This window comes from Sphingopyxis sp. QXT-31, assembly GCF_001984035.1.
Lineage (GTDB): Bacteria > Pseudomonadota > Alphaproteobacteria > Sphingomonadales > Sphingomonadaceae > Sphingopyxis.
Window position 1 is genome coordinate 3,417,702 of the sequence record NZ_CP019449.1, and the last position, 18,022, is coordinate 3,435,723.

General features: G+C 68.8%; 17 protein-coding genes. 6 read left to right on the plus strand and 11 right to left on the minus strand.

Annotated features, from left to right (window positions below; all coding sequences use genetic code 11):
* Positions 1-182: 182 nt before the first annotated feature.
* The 5 genes from BWQ93_RS16510 to BWQ93_RS16530 form a co-directional block, all read right to left on the minus strand.
* Positions 183-2,375: a transglycosylase domain-containing protein gene (locus tag BWQ93_RS16510; RefSeq protein ID WP_077031456.1), complete on the minus strand. Its 2,193-nt coding sequence runs from the start codon at positions 2,373-2,375 to the stop codon at positions 183-185.
* 56 nt (positions 2,376-2,431) lie between these two features.
* Positions 2,432-2,836, minus strand: coding sequence for a peptide-methionine (R)-S-oxide reductase MsrB (msrB, locus tag BWQ93_RS16515; protein ID WP_077031457.1), 405 nt, complete (start codon positions 2,834-2,836; stop codon positions 2,432-2,434).
* 92 nt (positions 2,837-2,928) lie between these two features.
* On the minus strand, positions 2,929-4,026 hold the full coding sequence (locus tag BWQ93_RS16520) for an NAD(P)/FAD-dependent oxidoreductase (RefSeq protein WP_156878269.1): 1,098 nt from the start codon (positions 4,024-4,026) through the stop codon (positions 2,929-2,931).
* Positions 4,023-4,736, minus strand: coding sequence for a methyltransferase domain-containing protein (locus tag BWQ93_RS16525; protein ID WP_232314638.1), 714 nt, complete (start codon positions 4,734-4,736; stop codon positions 4,023-4,025). Before BWQ93_RS16525 ends, BWQ93_RS16520 begins: the two co-directional genes overlap by 4 nt.
* On the minus strand, positions 4,733-5,800 hold the full coding sequence (locus BWQ93_RS16530; protein WP_077031458.1) for a type III polyketide synthase: 1,068 nt from the start codon (positions 5,798-5,800) through the stop codon (positions 4,733-4,735). The genes BWQ93_RS16525 and BWQ93_RS16530 overlap by 4 nt, the downstream gene beginning before the upstream one ends.
* Before the next feature lie 95 nt (positions 5,801-5,895).
* On the opposite strand from BWQ93_RS16530, the gene BWQ93_RS16535 reads away from it, so the two are divergent.
* On the plus strand, positions 5,896-6,408 hold the full coding sequence (locus BWQ93_RS16535; protein WP_232314639.1) for a DUF4402 domain-containing protein: 513 nt from the start codon (positions 5,896-5,898) through the stop codon (positions 6,406-6,408).
* A gap of 22 nt (positions 6,409-6,430) precedes the next feature.
* On the opposite strand, the gene BWQ93_RS16540 is transcribed toward BWQ93_RS16535, so the two are convergent.
* Positions 6,431-6,751: a DUF6881 domain-containing protein gene (locus BWQ93_RS16540; protein ID WP_077031460.1), complete on the minus strand. Its 321-nt coding sequence runs from the start codon at positions 6,749-6,751 to the stop codon at positions 6,431-6,433.
* Positions 6,752-7,072: 321 nt separating this feature from the next.
* Positions 7,073-7,735 (minus strand): YggS family pyridoxal phosphate-dependent enzyme, encoded by a 663-nt coding sequence (locus BWQ93_RS16545; RefSeq protein WP_077031461.1) that lies wholly within the window; start codon positions 7,733-7,735, stop codon positions 7,073-7,075.
* 62 nt (positions 7,736-7,797) lie between these two features.
* Between BWQ93_RS16545 and BWQ93_RS16550 the strand changes: the two genes are divergently transcribed.
* On the plus strand, positions 7,798-8,436 hold the full coding sequence (locus BWQ93_RS16550; protein WP_077031462.1) for a thiamine phosphate synthase: 639 nt from the start codon (positions 7,798-7,800) through the stop codon (positions 8,434-8,436).
* Positions 8,437-8,600: 164 nt separating this feature from the next.
* On the opposite strand, the gene BWQ93_RS16555 is transcribed toward BWQ93_RS16550, so the two are convergent.
* Positions 8,601-9,314: a hypothetical protein gene (locus tag BWQ93_RS16555; RefSeq protein WP_077031463.1), complete on the minus strand. Its 714-nt coding sequence runs from the start codon at positions 9,312-9,314 to the stop codon at positions 8,601-8,603.
* A 267-nt stretch (positions 9,315-9,581) separates the two neighbouring features.
* Between BWQ93_RS16555 and BWQ93_RS16560 the strand changes: the two genes are divergently transcribed.
* From BWQ93_RS16560 to holA, 4 genes are all read left to right on the plus strand, one after another.
* Positions 9,582-10,043 (plus strand): DUF3576 domain-containing protein, encoded by a 462-nt coding sequence (locus BWQ93_RS16560; protein ID WP_077031464.1) that lies wholly within the window; start codon positions 9,582-9,584, stop codon positions 10,041-10,043.
* A gap of 47 nt (positions 10,044-10,090) precedes the next feature.
* Positions 10,091-12,640, plus strand: a complete 2,550-nt coding sequence (leuS, locus tag BWQ93_RS16565; protein WP_077031465.1) for a leucine--tRNA ligase — start codon at positions 10,091-10,093, stop codon at positions 12,638-12,640.
* Positions 12,641-12,771: 131 nt separating this feature from the next.
* A complete protein-coding gene (lptE, locus tag BWQ93_RS16570; protein WP_077032475.1) occupies positions 12,772-13,314 on the plus strand; it encodes an LPS assembly lipoprotein LptE in 543 nt (180 codons plus the stop codon).
* Positions 13,311-14,342 (plus strand): DNA polymerase III subunit delta, encoded by a 1,032-nt coding sequence (gene holA, locus BWQ93_RS16575; protein WP_077031466.1) that lies wholly within the window; start codon positions 13,311-13,313, stop codon positions 14,340-14,342. The genes lptE and holA overlap by 4 nt, the downstream gene beginning before the upstream one ends.
* A 6-nt stretch (positions 14,343-14,348) precedes the next feature.
* Here holA and BWQ93_RS16580 read toward each other — a convergent pair whose 3' ends face one another.
* The 3 genes from BWQ93_RS16580 to BWQ93_RS16590 form a co-directional block, all read right to left on the minus strand.
* On the minus strand, positions 14,349-14,723 hold the full coding sequence (locus tag BWQ93_RS16580; protein WP_198040406.1) for an SdpI family protein: 375 nt from the start codon (positions 14,721-14,723) through the stop codon (positions 14,349-14,351).
* Complete coding sequence (locus tag BWQ93_RS16585) at positions 14,720-15,028, minus strand: autorepressor SdpR family transcription factor (protein WP_077031467.1); 309 nt, start codon at positions 15,026-15,028, stop codon at positions 14,720-14,722. The genes BWQ93_RS16580 and BWQ93_RS16585 overlap by 4 nt, the downstream gene beginning before the upstream one ends.
* Before the next feature lie 147 nt (positions 15,029-15,175).
* Positions 15,176-17,992 carry a TonB-dependent receptor gene (locus BWQ93_RS16590; RefSeq protein WP_077031468.1) on the minus strand — a complete coding sequence of 939 codons (2,817 nt, stop codon included), beginning with the start codon at positions 17,990-17,992 and terminating at the stop codon, positions 15,176-15,178.
* Positions 17,993-18,022: the final 30 nt, after the last annotated feature.

The window sequence follows — 18,022 nt, forward strand, 5'->3', positions numbered from 1 at the left end:
TGCAGGGTTGGATTGCCCCCTGCAATCCAAGTCCAGTCCGGGGGACTGGACGACCCAGCACTCGCCCGAAGGGCGTGGTGGAGGGGTCGAAAGATCGCACTGACATCGGGCGGCGTCGACCCCTCCGTCAGCCCTGCGGGCTGCCACCTCCCCATCGCTTCGCGTGGGGAGGATCGCACAGATCAATTCCCCTGGTTGTTTCCGCTCTGCACGCGCACCGTCGAGCTTTTGACCGCGGGCGGCAGCGCCTTGTTCGCGGGGGGGGCTTTCGGTGCGGGCTGCGGCGCCTTGGGCTGCGCGCCATTGCCGCCGCCGGTCTGCTCGTCGAGCCAGCGCTGGTCCATTACCGGCGGCTCGACCTGCGGCTCGTCGCCTTCCTCGGGAGGGCGATTCTCGCTGCCCCCGTAAGGAAGTTCGACCGGCATGCCATTCTCGTCGACGAAGCCGCCCTCACCGGGCTCGCCCAGATAGGCTTCGTCCTCGTCCTCGAGCTGCCAGTCGGGCAGCTTGACCTCGGTGTCGAATTGCTCGACCGGGCGTCGCGCGACCGCGACGCGCATGAAGTCGGCAAAGGCCGCCGCGGGCGCCCGCCCCCCCTGTAGCCCGCCGACCGCCTTGGCATCGTCGCGCCCCATCCACACGCCGGTGGTGAGGCCGCTGGAGAAGCCCAGGAACCAGCCGTCCTTGTTGCTCGTCGTCGTGCCGGTCTTGCCCGCGACGGGGCGGCCGATCTGCGCCGCGCGCCCGGTGCCGGTGGCGACCGCGGTCTGCATCAGGTCGGTGATCCCCGCGGCGACCCAGTCGTCGACCAGCACCGTCCCGCGCTCGGGCGCGCGCTGATAAAGCAGCCGGCCGTCGGCGGTGGTGACCTTGGTGATGCCATAGGGCGCCGCTGACACGCCCTTGCGCGAGATCGCGGCAAAGGCGGCGGTCATGTCGATCACGCGCACTTCCGAGCTGCCCAGCACCATCGCCGGCTGGGTGTTGATCGGAGTCGAGATGCCGAAGCGGCGCGCCATGTTGGCCACCGACGAGGTGCCGACCTCGTCGCCCAGCTTCGCGGCGACGGTGTTCACCGAATAGGCAAAGGCGGTGCGCAGGTCCATCGCGCCGGCAAAGCGCCCCGACGAGTTGCGCGGGCTCCAGCCGCGGATGGTCACCGGCTCGTCGACCACTTCGTCGTCGACCTTATAGCCCGATTCGAGCGCGGCCATATAAACGAAGACCTTCCACGCCGATCCCGGCTGGCGCGTCGCCTGCGTCGCGCGGTTGTAGTTCGACGCGACATAATCGGTGCCGCCGACCATCGCGCGCACCGCGCCGTCGCGGTCGATCGACACCAGCGCACCCTGCGCGCCGCCCGGCACGTTGGCCTGGATCGCACTGGTCGCCGCGCGCTGCATGCCGAGGTCGATGGTGGTGTAGACGTCGATCGCCTCGCTGCCCTCGTCGATCAGCATGTCGAGCTGCGGCAGCGCCCAGTCGCTGAAGTAACGCGCGCTGTTCTGCCCCGTCTCCTGCGCCATCTGGACGTCGGCGGGCTTGGCGCTGTCGGCCTGCGACTGGGTGATCACCCCCGCATCGACCATGACGCCAAGCACCACGCCCGCGCGGCCGAGCGCGGCCTGCGCGTCGGCGGTCGGCGAATAGCGCGACGGCGCCTTGACGAGGCCTGCGACCACCGCCGCCTCGGACAGCGACATTTCGGTCGCGCTATGGCCGAAGAAGCGCCGCGACGCGGCGTCGATGCCGTAACTGCCGCCGCCGAAATAGACCTTGTTGAGATAGAGCTCGAGGATTTCGTCCTTCGAGAATTTCCATTCGAGCGCCATCGACAGCACCATCTCGCGCGCCTTGCGCGTCCAGGTGTAGCTGTTCGACAGGAAGATGTTGCGCGCGAGCTGCTGGGTGATCGTCGATGCGCCCTGCAGGCGGCGGCCCGAGCCGCGATTCTGCACCGCGACGACCGCGGCGCGCGTCATGCCGACCGGATCGACCCCGGGGTGATAGCGAAACCGCCGGTCCTCGACCGCGACCATCGCGTCCTGCATCACCTGGGGGGTTTCGCGCAGCGTCAGCCAGCGCCCGTAATTGGGCCCGAGCGAGAGGAACACCGTGCCGTCGGCGGCATGGACGCGGATCGTCTGTCCCGCGGGCGATTTCTTGAGCTCCTCGAAGCTCGGGATGCGCTGCACCGCGATGCCGACCGCGACCGCCAGCGCGACCAGACCGACCAGCGCGAGGCCAAGGCCCCAGCGGACGATGCGGCGCAGCCACAGCCGCCAGCGCGTCGGCTCGCCCTTGGGAGCCGAACCGCCCGATCTGGGACTGGCCGACGATTTACCTGCGGATACCTGCTGTCTTTCGCGGCGCAAAGCCGATGTCCTTCCCTCGCTGCGCCCCTGTACGCGTCAGCAGCGAGGGTCGGTGGTCAACCCTCGCCGGTGACTGCGTCATCCTGCCCGCGGTCCGCGAAGTCAAGCGCCGCGCTGTTGATGCAGTAGCGCAGCCCCTCGGGCCCAGGACCATCGGGGAAGACATGGCCGAGATGGCCTTCGCATTTCGCGCAGCGCACTTCGGTGCGGACCATGCCGTGGCTGGTGTCGGTCAGCTCGGTCACCGCGGCATCGGCGGCGGGCGCGGTATAGCTCGGCCAGCCCGACCCGCTGTTGTACTTGGTGCGACTGTCGAACAGGGGCGCACCGCAGCCAGCGCAATGATAGACGCCGTCGCCCTTGTGGTCGGTATATTTGCCGGTGAAGGCGCGCTCGGTGCCGCCCTCGCGCAGCACATGGTGCGCCATCGGGTCGAGCTTCTTGGTGTTGGGATCGGTCATCGGATGATCTCCTGTTGACGGGCCCCGCGGGGGCGCCGTTTTCCTGTGGATAATATCGGTCGGGACACGCGCCGCCGCAAGGGGCAGGGGGTTCAACTGCCGCGGATGCGCGTCGTTCGCGATGCACTTCGCACCAAAGACGGAAAAAGTGACGCCGCCGCGGTAATTGCGGGCGCGCTGCGCGGATTTTCGCCCAGGCGCCATATCAGATTGGCCAGCGCAAAGGGCCGCGCCATGCGCGCCGCGAGTCCGCGCTGATAGTCGGGCGCCGCGTCGCCGCCGCCGCGCCGCCATGCCGCCACCGCGGCCTCGGCGCTGGCGACCGCGAGCCCCATGCCCTCGCCCGCCAGGCTCGGGATCACCCCCGCCTGGTCGCCGAGGCGGAACAGCCCGGGCGCGGCGTCGGCGGTGCGCCAGCCATAGGGGACATGGCCGATCGCATCGACGCTGTACGACCAGTCGGCAAAGCCAAGCCGCTCGCCGAGCTGCGGCAGCGCGTCGCCGAGCATGCGCAGCAGCGCGGCGGGCTCGCCACCGGCTTCGTCGAGCCGCGACTTATGCACCGCGAGGCACAGGTTTCCGCTGCCGTCCTCCTGCCGCACCAGCCCGGCGTAACCGCGGTCGAAGAGATGCAGCTCGACCGCTTCGCCGACCAGCCGATCGAGCGCCGGATGCGCGGGCAGCCGCAGCCGCAGTCCCATGACCGGGTCTTCGCGCTGCCAGGCGGCAGGCTCGCGCGGAAATCCCCGGAAACCATGCTTGCCCGCGGCGAGGAAGATTGCCGGGGCATCCAGCACCGCCCCGTCGCGCGTCTGCACACCGCCGTCGGCGATGCCCGTCGCGTGGACGCCGCGCTCCAGACCGGCCCCGGCCGCCATCGCCGCGTCTTGCAGCACCGAATCGAGCCGGTGGCGCGACACGCCCAAGGCGGCCTCGGGCAGCCGTGTTTCGCTCGAGCGCCGGCCCGCGAACAGGCGCACGCAGGTCACGCGCTGCCCCCCGAGCGCCGCGCTATCGATCCCGAGCGCTTCGAGCCGCGCCAGCGTCTGCCAGCTCAGAAATCCCCCGCACAAAGCGTCGCCCGTTTCGCGCGTGCGTTCGATTAGTTGTACTTTGGCCCCGGCGCGCGCCAGCCCGATCGCCGCCGCCGACCCGGCGGGTCCAGCGCCGATTACGATCGCGTCGGTCACCGGATGCGCTCGACGCAGAGGCGGTAGGGGAAGCTGCGAAAGATGCGGCAATCATCCGCCACGGCGGGCAGCGCTTCGCTCAGCATCGCGGCCCATTCGGTCCGGCGAAAGCTCCGCCCGACCGAGAGCTGCCCGTCGCGCCGCACGATCGGGTCGACCAAGGCCAGCGTGGCGAGCAAGGGATAGCCCGCGAAGGGCAGCCGCCGGCGGTGGAGGTCGTTGACCAGCCAGCCACGCGCGGCCTCCTTCTCCATGAAGCGCAGGAACTCGCCGCGCTGGTCCGGCGTCATATGATGTGTGACGAGGCTCGACATCACGATGTCCCACCCCTCGCCCGAGAGGTCGCGATAATCGCCGGTGACCAGCCGTGCCCGCTCGCCGAGCCGCGCTGCGGCAACGGGCGCACTCTTCGGATTAAGATCGACCCCCACGAGATCGAGCGTGATGCCGCGCTTGTCGCCCCAGCGCGCGATCCGCGCCAGCATGTCGCCCGCGCCGAAGCCGACGTCGAGGATTCGCCACGGCTTGCTGCCGATCCCGCGCGCCCGCACCCGCTCCAGAAACCCCAAAGTCGGCCGCGCCGCGAGCGTCAGCGCGTTGATCCGCGACAGGTCGGCGAGCACCCTGGCGTAGCGCGCGGGCGGCAGTTCGACCGCATCCATCTCCTCCTCGGCCTCCATCGGCGCGGCGAGGCTGGCGAAGGGGTTCATGATGCGGTGAAGCGGATTGCTTCGGCGGCGAGCCCGGGGCCGAAGGCGATCGCGATCCCCTCGCCCTGCGCCTGCCGTTCCATCATCCGCGCGAGCACGAAGAGGATCGTCGCCGACGACATATTGCCCCACGCCGCGAGTACCGCGCGACTGTCGGCGAGCGCGTCGGCGGGCACGTGCAGCGCCGACTCGACCGCGTCGAGCACCGAGCGCCCGCCCGCGTGCACCGCGAGCAGCGTTGGCGCGTCGCCGCCGAACAATTGCGCCTGCACCCCCGGCTCGCCGAGCGCTGCACGCAGCCGCCCCGGCACCTCGCCCGACAGCTGCATCTCGAACCCCTTGTCGCCGATATCCCAGCGGATGAGGTCTTCGCTCGCCTCTAGCGCGAGGCTGCGGCCCTCGCCGAGCGCGAGCCCGCCGGGCTCGGCCGAGACGATCCCCGCCGCGGCGCCGTCGCTGAACTGGAGCATCGCGAGCAGCGGTTCGGGCTGGTCGGCGAGGCTGAGGTGCAAGGTCGAGAGCTCGACGCTCACCACAAGCACGACGGCCTCGGGCTCCGACCGCACGATGTGGCGCGCGTTGCGGAGCGCCGTGACCCCGGCGTAACAGCCCATGAAGCCGATCAGCACGCGTTCGACGGTCGGCGGGAGGCCCAGCCTGCGCGCGATGATCTGGTCGATCCCTGGCGCGACGAAGCCGGTGCAGCTCGCGACCACCAGATGCGTAACGCGCGCGGGGTCGAAAGCGTCGCCGAGCTCCGCGATCGCCTGCAGCGCCAGTTCGGGCGCATGCTTTGCATAGGCCGCCATACGCACCGAGGTCGGCGGCAGGCCGGGCACGTCGTAGAAACCCCCGCGCGCGACCGGCGATCCGCCGTCGGCAGTCGGCGGCAGGACCGACCAGCGATGGTCGATGCCCGAGCGCGCGGCCATGCGCGCAAAGAGCGCGCGCGTCCGCTCGTCGGCAACGCGCGGCGTCGCCCAGTCGATGAAGGCGTGATGGATATCGTGATCGGGCGTCGCGGTGGCGAGCGCGTTGAGCCAGGCGGGGGGAGCGGGGAGCATGGCGCTCCTTTGGGCCAAAAGCGGGGGAGTCGCCAGCGGATAAGCGCCTTCGCCCCTTTACCGCGGCTTAACCATGAAACGGCTATCGCACAGGCGTGGGACCGCGCCTTTTCCTTGCCCTTGCCATGCTGGCCGCATCGACACCGGTCTCGGCGCAATGCCTGCTGTGCGGAGCGGACGGCGCATCGGGCGCGAGCGCCGCCCGCCAGGCCGAGATGCCGCTGCGCGTCGAGGTCGAAACCCAGCTCGATTTCAGCCGCGTCGCGGTCGGCGCGATGGGCGGCGCGGTCGAGCTCGACCCGCTGTCGGGCGCGCGGCGGCTCAGCGGCGACGTCGTCGACCTCGGCGGCTTCGCGGTCACCGGCATTGTGACGGTCACCGGCGAACCCGGCGCCGCGGTGCGTGTGATCCTGCCGACCAGCGTCGATCTCGAAGGCGACCGGGGCCGCAGCGCGCGCGTCAGCGGCCTCGTCACCAACCTCTCCGCCGCACCGCGCCTCGGCTCCGACGGGCGGCTGCAATTCCGCTTCGGCGGCCGGCTCCAGATCGCCGGGCTCGACGACGGCGACTATCGCGGGCGGATTCCGGTGACGGTGGAATATGAATAGGGTGGCGTCGGCTTTGGGGTGGTTAGCGGACATTCCAGAACGGAGTGTCGACACCTCGTTGCCACAAGTCTTCAAACTCAGCCTCAGTCATCGCCAAAGGCTCCCCATCGCCAAAGCCGTCATCAAGAGAAGTATCGATTAGCGACGGGCACGGCCTGCCGTCACGCTCCTCGATCTCGATGCTATTTCGGGTGATGCGGCCGTCGGGAAAGACTTCTATGGATCGACGGACGGCATCGTTGTCCTTGTCGATCTCGTAATACAGCCACGAGGGTTCGTTCGCCGGAACCTCGCCCTCTGGCCACGGCAAGCGAAAGTAGATGGGTAGCTCGCTGGATTTCATAGCGACATAGTAGCCCGCGCGATCAACAGAGCAATGTCTGACATCGGTCGCTTGCCGACGTTGCGGTTGTGTCGTCCGATGCGTCCGGTTATTCTTGTCTCGCGCAAAGGCGCAAAGGCACGAAGAGGTCGTGCTGGCCGCGAAGCGGCTTGTTCGTTCGACGTTGCAACCCGATGCGGCGATGATGGAAAGGCGACCTTGCGGTCGCGGTCTTCTTCTTTGCGCCTTTGCGTGAAGTCTATCTCGCGACGTTGCTAAGCGGGACCCCGGATCGAGTCCGGGGTGACGAAGAAGGGATGTCCGCTAACGCCGCGACGCCCCTCAGTCCCGCCCCCCGAACAACGCCGTCCCGACGCGCACATGCGTCGCGCCGAGCATCACCGCGCCTTCATAGTCGCCGCTCATCCCCATCGAGCGCAAAGGCAGGCCGTGGCGTTCGGCGAGTTCGTCGAGCAGCGCGAAATAGGGGGTGGGCGCGACATCGGCGGGCGGGATCGCCATCAGGCCCTTGATTTTCAGCCCCGCGTCGGCCGCTTCGGTGAGCAGCGCGGGCAGGTCGGCGACCGCGCAGCCGCCCTTCTGTTCTTCGTCGCCGATGTTGACCTGGACGAAAAGCTGAGGCTGCTTGCCCGCCTTCGCGCACGCCTTCGCGAGTGCCTGCACCAGCGACGGGCGGTCGAGCGAATGGATCGCGTCGAATAGCGCCACCGCCTCCTCGGCCTTGTTAGACTGCAGCTGGCCGATCAGGTGGAGCGTGATATCCGACGTGTCGGCGCGCAGCGCGGGCCATTTGCCCGCAGCCTCCTGCACGCGATTCTCGCCGAAATGGCGCTGGCCGGCGGCGATCAGCGGGCGGATCGCGTCGGCGTCATGCGTCTTCGACACCGCGATCAGCGTCACGTCGGACGCCTTGCGCCCGGCGCGCGCCGCGGCGGCGGCGATTCCCGCTTCGACTTCGGCCAATCGCTGCGCTGCGTCTTCCATCGCTGATCCTTCGCTGGCGGCGGCGCGTTGCGCGCGGCGGCGACGCGCCTATAGAAAAGCCGATGCCCCGGCGCCACCCCTCGCCCTTGCCGTTGATCTGGCTGTTCACCGATGCGCGGCTCGGCGACGCGCTGTTCGTGGCGGTCGCGGCGCTGCCGCCGGGGAGCGGCATCGTGCTGCGCCACGACGATCTGGCGCCGGGCCGGCGCTGGCGCCTCGCGCGCCGCCTCGCGCGCACCGGGCATCTGCTGCTGCTCGCCGGCTCGCCCGCGCTCGCGCGGCGCTGGGGCGCCGCTGGGGTCCACCTGCGCCAGCCATCGGCGAAGCAGGCGGCGCAGGCGCAACGTCTCGGCCTGATCGTCTCGATGCCCGTGCACGATGCTCGCGAAGCCCGCGCCGCGCGGCGCGCCAACGCCGACCTGGCCTTCGTCTCGCCGCTCCACACGACGGGCTCGCACGCCGGCGCCCCTGCGCTCGGGCAAAAGGCCTGGCTACGCCTCGCGCGACTCACCGGCGCGCACTCCGTCGCACTCGGCGGCATGACCGCGAAGCGTGCCTGCGGGCTCCGCCGAGCCAGTGCGGCGAGCGGCCTCACGCCCGGTTGGGCGGGAATCGATGCGTGGATGAGAGGAGCGGGCGGGAGCGGCCGCAAAGGTCCTCCCCACGCGAAGCGATGGGGAGGTGGCAGCGCGAAGCGCTGACGGAGGGGTAATGGCGCCACGTTGCCGACCCCTCCACCACTCGCTTCGCAAGCGGTCCCCCTCCCCAACGCTGCGCGATGGGGAGGATCTTGACGACAACCAGCTACGAAGAAGCTGAAGTCACCGCTCGTTTAGCAATAATAAGGAAACGAAACGCCGCGCGTTTAGAAGCGGAACGCGGTGCCCACATAGACCGCCTGGCTGTCGCGGCGGGCGTCGGTCAGCGGCTGGACGCCGTCGTCGCTCTTGTAGCGCACGCCCGCGGTGACATCGAGGTTCTTGGTCACGCGATAGCTGCTGACGACATCGACCGTCTGGTCGTCACCGGGCGCGGTCAGCCGGTCGGTCGCGCCGGCGGGATCGCTGGGCTGCGCGAGCATCCGCGTCGCAAAGCGCGATTTCTTTTCATTCTGCTCGGGCGCCTTCGCCTGCGGCAGGTTGCGCAGGTCGAGCCCGCGCGGCAGCGCCGGGGTGACGAATTTCTCGAACCCGACCGATGCGCCGAGGTTATAGGCGACGGGGGTAATCGCGACGGGCGCCTTGCGGCCCTGCGCGAGCGCGGTGGTCAGCGCGGCGCTCGACGATTCGTCGCGGCTGCGCACGACCACGGTGATTGCGCGGTTGCCGCGATTCTCGTCGGTCAGCGCGGGGGTGAAGCTGAAGCTGCGGCGCGCGTCGGCCGACACCTTGGCGTAGCGCGCGATCAGGCGCGGATCGCCCGATGCCGGGGTGAACTGCCCCAGCAAGGTGTCCGACAGCGAGGTTTCGCGGATGCGGTCAGCGCGGCTCATCGCGGCGAGCGGGGGGGGCAGGGCAAGCGGAACGGCCGCCAGAACGACGACCCCTGCTTTCCAGAAATGGCGCGATGTGCGCGGCATTGTCTGCGACTCCAATCCCAGTACCCAGCCCAGATAGGCCCCTTGCGCCGACTTTTCCAGTGATTCGCGCCAAAGCAAATCTTTAGGCCCTGATTTTTACGGGCCTGTTGCGCGATGACCACAGTGGGGCCGCCACCTGACTCCCCGATGAACGGCGCAAACAAGCGCATTGCCGCGCTTGCCGCCGCGCGAGAGGCGCGATAGAGACGCTCGCAATTCTTTAGCAGCGCGGCGGTCGCCCGCGCCATTTTGATAAGGTGTTTCGGCATGTCCAAGCTTTCCGTCCTTGCCCTGACCGGTCGCCGTACCGCCACGCTCGCGCTGCTCGGCGTCGCTGCGCTCGGCCTTGCGGCGTGCGGCGGCAAGGAACGGCCGCGCGCCGATCTCGCCGCGTCGCAGGTCACCACCATCGGCGTGAACAGCTATTTGTGGCGCGCCTCGCTCGATGCGTTGTCGTTCATGCCCTTGCTCCAGGCCGATTCGTCGGGCGGGGTGATCATCACCGACTGGTATGCGAACCCGGGCAACCCGAACGAGCGGATGAAGGTCACCGTGTCGATCCTCGACCGCGACCTGCGCGCCGACGCGCTGCGCGTCGCGGCCTCGCGCCAGGTCGCGCAGGGCGGCACCTGGGTCGATGCCCCGGTGCAGGCGGCGACGGTGCAGAAGCTCGAGGAAATCATCCTCACCCGCGCCCGCGACCTGCGCCGTTCGGCCTTCGAGGGCTAATTTCCGGGCGCGGACGCGCGCCGCCAGACAGACAGGGTAGAGAACGAATGACCCGCGAACCGCGCTTTGGCGCTCTCGCCGCCGACGCCCGCTGGCAAAAGGCGTGGGAGGCGGCGAACAGCTTCGCCACCACCGATACCGACGGCAAGCCCAAGGCCTATATCCTCGAGATGTTCCCCTATCCGTCGGGGCGCATCCATATGGGGCATGTCCGCAACTATGCGATGGGCGATGTGCTCGCGCGCTTCAAGCGCATGACCGGGCACGACGTGCTCCACCCGATGGGCTGGGATGCCTTCGGCATGCCCGCGGAAAACGCGGCGATGGAAAAGGGCGTGCACCCCGGCGGCTGGACGCGCGACAATATCGCCGCGATGCGCAGCCAGCTGAAGCGCCTCGGCCTCGCGATCGACTGGAGCCGCGAGCTCGCGACGTGCGAGCCCGATTATTATGGGCAGGAACAGGCGCTGTTCCTCGACCTGTTCGCGCACGGCCTCGTCACGCGCAAGGAAAGCTACGTCAACTGGGACCCCGTCGACATGACCGTGCTCGCCAACGAGCAGGTGATCGACGGGCGCGGCTGGCGCTCGGGCGCGCTGGTCGAGAAGAAAAAGCTGTCGCAGTGGTTCCTCAAGATCACCGACTTCGCCGACGAATTGCTCGAAGGGCTGCAGAGCCTCGACAAATGGCCCGACAAGGTCCGGCTGATGCAGGAAAACTGGATCGGCAAGTCGCAGGGGCTGGAGTTCAGCTTCCGCATGGCGGGCGGCGCGCCGGGTTTCGACGTCTTCACGACGCGCCCCGACACCCTTTATGGCGCGAGCTTCGCGGCGGTCTCGCCCGATCACCCGTTGGCCGAGAAGCTCGCGAAGGATTCGCCCGAGCTCGCGGCGTTCATCGAGGAATGCCGCCGCCAGGGCACCGCCGCCGAGCAGATCGACACGGCCGAGAAACTGGGTTTCGACACGGGCCTCGCGGTCGAGCATCCGCTCGATCCCAACTGGCATCTGCCGGTTTGGGTCGTGAACTATGTGCTGATGGACTATGGCACCGGCGCGATCTTCGGCTGCCCTGCGCACGACCAGCGCGACCTCGACTTTGCGCATAAATACGGGCTGCAGGTCCACCGCGTGATTGCCGACGGCGACGAGACCGCGCAGCATTTCACCGGCGACGAGGCCTACACCGGACCCGGCAAGCTGGTGAACAGCCACTTCCTCGACGGCATGACGATCGACGAGGCCAAGGCCGCCGTGATTGCGCGCGCCGAGCATGAGGGCTGGGGCAAGGGCACGACCGTGTGGCGCCTGCGCGACTGGGGCGTCTCGCGCCAGCGCTATTGGGGCACGCCGATCCCCTTCATCCATTGCGACGCCTGCGGCCTGCTGCCGGTGCCCAAGAGCCAGCTCCCCGTCGTGCTGCCCGAGGACGCCGATTTCTCGGTCCCCGGCAATCCGCTCGACCGCCATCCGACGTGGAAGCACGTCGCTTGCCCGTCGTGCGGCGGCGAAGCGGTGCGCGAAACCGACACGCTCGACACCTTCGTCGATTCGTCCTGGTATTTCCTGCGCTTCGCCTCGGCCCCGTCGGACAAGCCCTTCGATCCCGAGGTGATCCGCCGCTGGCTGCCCGTCGACCAATATATTGGCGGCATCGAGCATGCGATCCTCCACCTGCTCTACGCGCGCTTCTGGACGCGCGCGCTGAACAAGCTCGGGATGATCGACATCCAGGAGCCCTTCGCCAGCCTGTTTACGCAGGGCATGGTGACGCACGAGACCTACAGCCGCGAGCAGGGCGAAGGCCTGCCGCCGATCTTCTTCACGCCGGAGGAAATCACCCGCACCGCCGACGGCGCGACGCTGAACAGCGAAGGCACGCCGGTGCAGGTCGGCCGCGTGATCAAGATGTCGAAGTCGAAGAAGAATGTCGTCGATCCCGACGCCATTCTCGACCAATATGGTGCCGACGCCGCGCGCTGGTTCATGCTCTCCGACAGCCCGCCCGAGCGCGACCTGCCGTGGAGCGAGGCGGGGATCGAAGGCGCGTGGCGCTTCGTCCAGCGGCTGTGGCGGATTTCCGGCGACACCGACAAGGTCGGCGACGGCGCCGAGGATAAGGGCCTTGCCCGCAAGCTGCACCAGACGATCGCCGGCGTCGCCGCCGATATCGAGGCGTTGGGTTTCAACAAGGCCGTGGCCAAGATCCACGCGCTTGCGAACGACATCGAAAAGGCGCCGCCGTCGGCGACCCGCGCCGAGGCGTGCCGCAACCTGATCCTGCTCGTCGCGCCGATGCTGCCGCACCTCGCCGAGGAGGCCTGGGCGGCGCTGCCCGAGGGCCAGCGCTCGACCGCGATGATCGCCGACGCCGTTTGGCCGACCGCCAATCCGGCGCTGCTCGTCGACGACGAGGTGACGATCGCGATCCAGGTCGCGGGCAAGCTGCGCGACACGATGACCGCGGCGAAAGGCGCGGCCAAGGACGACCTCGAAGCCGCCGCGCTCGCGCGCCCGCGGATCGCCGAGCTGCTCGGCGGCGCTGCGCCGCGCAAGGTGATCGTCGTGCCCGACCGGCTCGTGAACATCGTTCCCTGACCGGCGGGCCGCGGAACCTATGCGCCCTACCTCCGTTCGTCCCGAGCGAAGTCGAGGGACGTCCGGCGCCGCCCTCGGCGTGTCTCGACTTCGCTCGACACGAACGGGGATTAGAGGCATGGATGTTCGCGATGCATAAGCTTGTCACTGCCTCGATCGTCGCCGCGTCGCTGCTCCTCGGCGGCTGCGGCCTGCGTCCGCTCTACGCCAGCGGCAGCGACGGCGCGGTGGCGACGATCCTTGCCGATATCGACGTCGCGCCGATCGAGGGCCACAACGGCTGGCTTGTGCGCAACGCGCTGCGCGACCGGCTCGTCGCGGCGCAGAACGGACAGGGCGCGGGCAAGCGCCTGCGCCTCGACGTGCGGCTTGAGGACAGCATCACCGGCTTCGGCGTGCGCGCCGACGATGCCGTGACGCGCGAGCGCCGCACCCTGCGTGCGCGATACCAGCTCGTCGATGCGGGCAGCGGCCAGGTGCTGCTCGACGCGACCGCCTTCTCCGACGCGGGGATCGACGTCGTCGGCAGCGAATATGCGACGATCGCCGCCGAATCGACCGCGCTCGAACGCCTGTCGCAGGCGGTCGCCGACCAGATCGTCGCGCGCATCGCGGTCTTCGCCGACCGCGGCGGCGGCCGCACCCCCGACGCCCCCGCCGCCCCGGGCCTGTGAAGAGCGTCAAGCCCGCCGAGCTCGAACGCGTCAGCCGGCTCGACCCCGCGGTCCGCCTCACCCTGCTCATCGGGCCCGACGAAGCGACGATGGAAACGCTCGCCGCGCGGCTGGTCGGCCTCGCGGGCAAGGAGGCCGAGCGGCTCGACCTGACCTCGTCGCAGATGAACCAGGACCCCTCGCTGCTCGCCGCCGAGGCCGCGTCGATGTCGCTCTTTTCGAGCGCGCGGATCATCCGCCTCGAAATCAGCGGCAGCGGCGACGACTGCCTCGCCGCCGTCGAAGCCTTGCTGGCGACCGAGAATGCGATCAACCCGGTGATCGCAACCGGCGCCTCGGTCACCGCCAAGTCGAAGCTGGTCAAGCTGATCGAGGGATCGAGCAGTGCGGTCGCAGCGATCTGTTACCAGCCCGACCGCCGCGCGCTGGTCGGCATCGCGATGTCGGCGGCCGAGCAGCAGGGCCTCCGGCTCGGCAATGCCGAGGCGCAATTGCTCGTCGACCTCGTCTCGGGCGACCAGGCGCTGATGCGCCGCGAGCTCGAGAAGATCGCGCTCTACCTCGACGCGGGCCCCGACCGCCAGCGCCAGGTCACTGCCGCCGATCTCGCCGCATTGGGCGCCGCGACGCACGAGGAGGATGTCAGCGAGTGCATCAACATCGCACTCGGCGGCAAGGTGCGCGAGCTGCCCGCGATGCTCGCGCAGGCGGCGGCGGTCGGCGTCGCCGAGATCCGCTTGATCCGCGCGTTGGCGATCCGGGCGACGCAGCTCGCGCGCCTCCGCGCCGAGGTCGATGCGGGCGCGCATCCTGCGACGGTGGTGTCGGCGCGCAGCAGCGGCGTATTCTGGAAGGAGCAAAGCGCGGTGACCGCGCAGCTCCACATCTGGGATTCGGTGCGCATCGCGCGGCTGATGAGCCGGCTGCTCGACTGCGAACGCGCGCTGAAGGCGTCGGGCACCGCGGGGGCGGTGCTGTTCAGGAAACTGGTCACCGACATCGCGCATCAGGCGGCGCGGGCTCGGTAAGGCGGCTCAGGCGGCCTTCGCCCTGCGGCGCAGCGACAGGCAATAGGCCAGCGTCACCGCCATCCCGCCGAGCACTGCGGCGCAGCCGCCGCCGACCGCGACGTCGATCGGCGCAAAGGCCCAGAGCGCCGCATAGACGAGCCCGCTCAGGACGAAGGCCCAGCCGCCGACCCGCTGGACGCGGCGGGCGATGTTGCCTGGTGCCAGTGTCTTGGGCATGCGATTACCATACCAGGCGATCATGATGCCGTTGATCCCGACGACGACGCGCGTCATGGTGTCGGCGTCGATGTAGCCGAACTGGCGCAACGCGGTCGCACCGAGCGCCAGCGCGATGATGCCCCCGCCCCAGGCGAGGCCGCCTTTGATGTCCTTGTTCATCGCGCATTCTCCTTGGGTGCATGGGGTTCGGGCGCGGGCGCATCGGCGCCGAGCCCGAACGAATGGACGAAGCCGAGCAATGCTTCCTCGAGCACCGAGAGCTTCAGATGATAGACGACCGACTTGCCCGTCTTTTCGGCGTGGACCAGATCGGCCTCGCGCAGCACCGCGAAATGCGCGGACATCGTCGGCTTCGATACCGCGAACTGGTCGCTGAGTTCGCCTGCGCTCATCGGCCCCGCGCGCAGCAGTTGCAGCACGCGGCGGCGCGTCGGATCGGAAAGGGCGCGGAAGACCTGGCTCATGAATCGACATTTAGCTAAATGTCGAAATGAGTCAAGCGGCGGATTATGCGCGAGCCTCCGTTCCCCGGGCCTGGGCCCGCCGCGGCCGTGCCCTGACCGCGGCGGACCTCCCGCCCCACCCCTCGCGGGGCGGGGGGAGAGCCCGGATCAGAACTGCCCGCGCAACGTCAGGCCATAAGTCCGCGGTTCGCCCGGAAAGCCGACGAACAGCTGGTTCGCCGTCCCCGCCAGCCCGCTCGATGCCGGTGCGGCGACGGCGCGGAAGGTGCCGCCGCCCTGCAGCGGCATGTCGGCGCCGATCTGATAATATGTCTTGTTGAAGATATTCTGCGCCCAGAGCTCGACGCCCCAGCGCCGCTCGGCGCCGTAGATACCGAGCCGCCCGTTGAACACCGCGAAGCCGTCCTGAATTTTCTCTACGTCGAGGTCCGATCCGGTGTTGGTATCGCTCTGCAGGCGGGTGTCGAAATAGACGAGCCCGGTCAGCCCCGAATTGCCGATCGGCGGGGTCCAGCTGATCCCCGCGGTCGCGACATATTGGGACGAATTGGATACGCTCCGCCCGGGCAGCTGGAACAGCACCGGCGACAGCGGCCGGCCCCCGGTGCCCACCAGGTTGCGGCGATAGAGGGTATCGACATAGGTCAGCCCCATATTGACCGTGAAATAGCGCGCCGGGCGCAGAAAGGTCTCGATCTCGATCCCCTTGGCGCGCACCCCGGGCTTCAGCTGGTCGGGCGCGCAGGCCCCCGTCGTCGCCGATCCGTCGCTGTCGGCACCGGCGAGGTCGGTCTTGCACGCCTGGATATTGGTGACCTCGAAATTGACGCCGTTGAAGGTGTTGAGCTGGTAATTGCTATATTCCTGGTAGAAAGCCGCCAGGTTCACATCGACGCCGTCGCCGTCATATTTGACCCCGAATTCATAGGCGTCGACCTTCTCGCTCGCGAATTGCAAATCGCTCGCCTCGGCGCGGCCGTTGCCCGGGGTGTTCGCGGGCAGCGCGAGCCTTGCGGCGCAGGCGGCGTCGAACGCGGTGTTGCACGGCCGGTCGAGCGCCGAGAAATCGAGGTTGAAGCCCCCCGCCTTGTAACCCTTCGACGCCGAGCCATAGACGAGCAGGTCGTCGGTCGGTTTCCAGCTCAGCACCACCGTGCCGGTCCATTCATTGTCCTTGAACTTGGTCCCCGCGCTGCCCGCGGGCAGGTCGGGCGCGGTGCCGTTGATCACGCACGGCAGCGAGGCGAGCGACTGGAAGGGCGAATTGACGATCAGCGAGCAGATGCCGTTGTTGAAATTGGCGTCGGCATCCAGCGCCTTGCGCTCGCTGGTGTAGCGCGCGCCGACGGTCAGCGTCAGCCGGTCCTCGATGATGTCGAAGCTGTTGTGCGTGAAGACCGCGAAATTGCGGCTCTTCTGCTCGAAGGTCGAGCCCTGGTTGCCGGTGCCGTTGATCGCGAGGTTCGGCTGGCCGAGCGCCGCGGCGAGCGAACCGAAGCCCGGCCGCGCCGGGTTGGCGATCAGCGCCGACAACAGCGGGATCGACGCGCGCCGCGGATCGCCGATCGGCAGCGCCGACAGTCCGGCGATCGTTCCCTGCACCACCGGGACGTTCACGCAGCTGGCGTTGCTCGGCAGCACCGCGGTCGGCAGCGCCTGCGCGAAGAGCAGGCAATTGGCGAATTTCTCGTAATTGGCGCCATAGACGATGTCGTCGTCGACATCGAGCCGCTCGTTGGCGTAATAGCCGCCGACCAGCCAGTCGAGCCGCCCGTCGAACGCCTCGCCCTGCAGCCGCAGTTCCTGCGTGAACAGCCGGAAGCGGCGGTCGAGATCGGTGCGCCGCAATATGTCGAGCGCGTTGAAGTCGGCGTCCTGCCCCTGCGCATTCTTGTAATCGCGATAGGCAGTGATCGAGGTCAGCGACGCACCGCCCAGGTCCCAGCTGACCTCGCCCGAAACACCCCAATCCTTGGTGTCCGAACGATAGGTCACCCCGGGGGTCGTCGCCTGGCGGCGCACGAAGCTTGTCCCCGCGGGGGCCTGCTGGTGGTTCGATCCGAGCGCGAGCAGCAGCGGCAGCAGCGTGTTCGCCGACGCGACGGGAAAGCCGTCGGGGCCGCGCGCCAGGTTGCGCACCGGGTTCAGCAGGATGCCGCCGCAGCAATTTTCCTTGCGCTCGCTGTAGTCGGCGATCAGCCGTACCTTCAGGCTGTCGTTGGGCTCGAACGCCAGCTGGCCGCGCACCAGCCAGCGGTCGCGGTCGTTGATGTCGGGCTCGCCCGGGGTGACGTTCTTGATGAAGCCGTCGCGCTTCTGCCAGACGCCGTCGATGCGCACCGCGGCCGTGTCGCCCAGCGGGGCGTTGACCATGCCGTCGACGCGCCAATAATCATAGTTGCCGTAACTCGCCGACGCCTTGGCGCCGAAGCCGGTCATGTCGGGACCCTTGGTCACGATGTTGATCAGCCCCGCGGTCGAGTTGCGCCCGAACAAGGTTCCCTGCGGACCGCGCAGCACCTCGACGCGCTCGATATCGCCCAGTTCGGACAGGCCGACCCCGGTGCGGCTGCGATAGACGCCGTCGATGAACAGCCCGACCGAACTCTCTAGACCCGGGTTCTCGCCGACGGTGCCGATGCCGCGGATACGCGCGGTAAAATTGACCTCGCTCGTCGCGCCCGAGACGAGCAGCGACGGGGCGACCTGGCCCAGCGCGCGCACGTCGGTGGCGCCGGTCTTTTCCAGCGTGTCGCCCGATACCGCCGACACCGCGATCGGCACGTCGGACAGCAATTCGCTGCGCCGCGTCGCGGTGACGATGATCGTATCTTCGTCGGTCTCGGCCGCGGAGGCGGCCGTGTCCTGCGCGTAGCTCGGTACCGCGATCAGCGCCACTGCGAGCGCGGCCCCTGCCGCACCGCCACGGGCGAAACGCGCAATTCTCCTGTCGGCCTTTTTCATGTCATCCTCCCACCAAGCTTATTTTATTCT

Bases quoted from the DNA above. Each gene is read 5' to 3' on its own strand.
- lptE (WP_077032475.1), top strand. From the start codon at position 12,772: ATGCATAAGCTTGTCACTGCCTCGATCGTCGCCGCGTCGCTGCTCCTC.
- BWQ93_RS16550 (WP_077031462.1), top strand. From the start codon at position 7,798: ATGCCCCGGCGCCACCCCTCGCCCTTGCCGTTGATCTGGCTGTTCACC.
- BWQ93_RS16525 (WP_232314638.1), bottom strand. From the start codon at position 4,736: ATGAACCCCTTCGCCAGCCTCGCCGCGCCGATGGAGGCCGAGGAGGAG.
- BWQ93_RS16585 (WP_077031467.1), bottom strand. From the start codon at position 15,028: ATGAGCCAGGTCTTCCGCGCCCTTTCCGATCCGACGCGCCGCCGCGTG.
- leuS (WP_077031465.1), top strand. From the start codon at position 10,091: ATGACCCGCGAACCGCGCTTTGGCGCTCTCGCCGCCGACGCCCGCTGG.
- BWQ93_RS16560 (WP_077031464.1), top strand. From the start codon at position 9,582: ATGTCCAAGCTTTCCGTCCTTGCCCTGACCGGTCGCCGTACCGCCACG.
- BWQ93_RS16530 (WP_077031458.1), bottom strand. From the start codon at position 5,800: ATGCTCCCCGCTCCCCCCGCCTGGCTCAACGCGCTCGCCACCGCGACG.
- BWQ93_RS16545 (WP_077031461.1), bottom strand. From the start codon at position 7,735: ATGGAAGACGCAGCGCAGCGATTGGCCGAAGTCGAAGCGGGAATCGCC.
- BWQ93_RS16540 (WP_077031460.1), bottom strand. From the start codon at position 6,751: ATGAAATCCAGCGAGCTACCCATCTACTTTCGCTTGCCGTGGCCAGAG.
- msrB (WP_077031457.1), bottom strand. From the start codon at position 2,836: ATGACCGATCCCAACACCAAGAAGCTCGACCCGATGGCGCACCATGTG.
- BWQ93_RS16580 (WP_198040406.1), bottom strand. From the start codon at position 14,723: ATGAACAAGGACATCAAAGGCGGCCTCGCCTGGGGCGGGGGCATCATC.
- BWQ93_RS16555 (WP_077031463.1), bottom strand. From the start codon at position 9,314: ATGCCGCGCACATCGCGCCATTTCTGGAAAGCAGGGGTCGTCGTTCTG.
- BWQ93_RS16590 (WP_077031468.1), bottom strand. From the start codon at position 17,992: ATGAAAAAGGCCGACAGGAGAATTGCGCGTTTCGCCCGTGGCGGTGCG.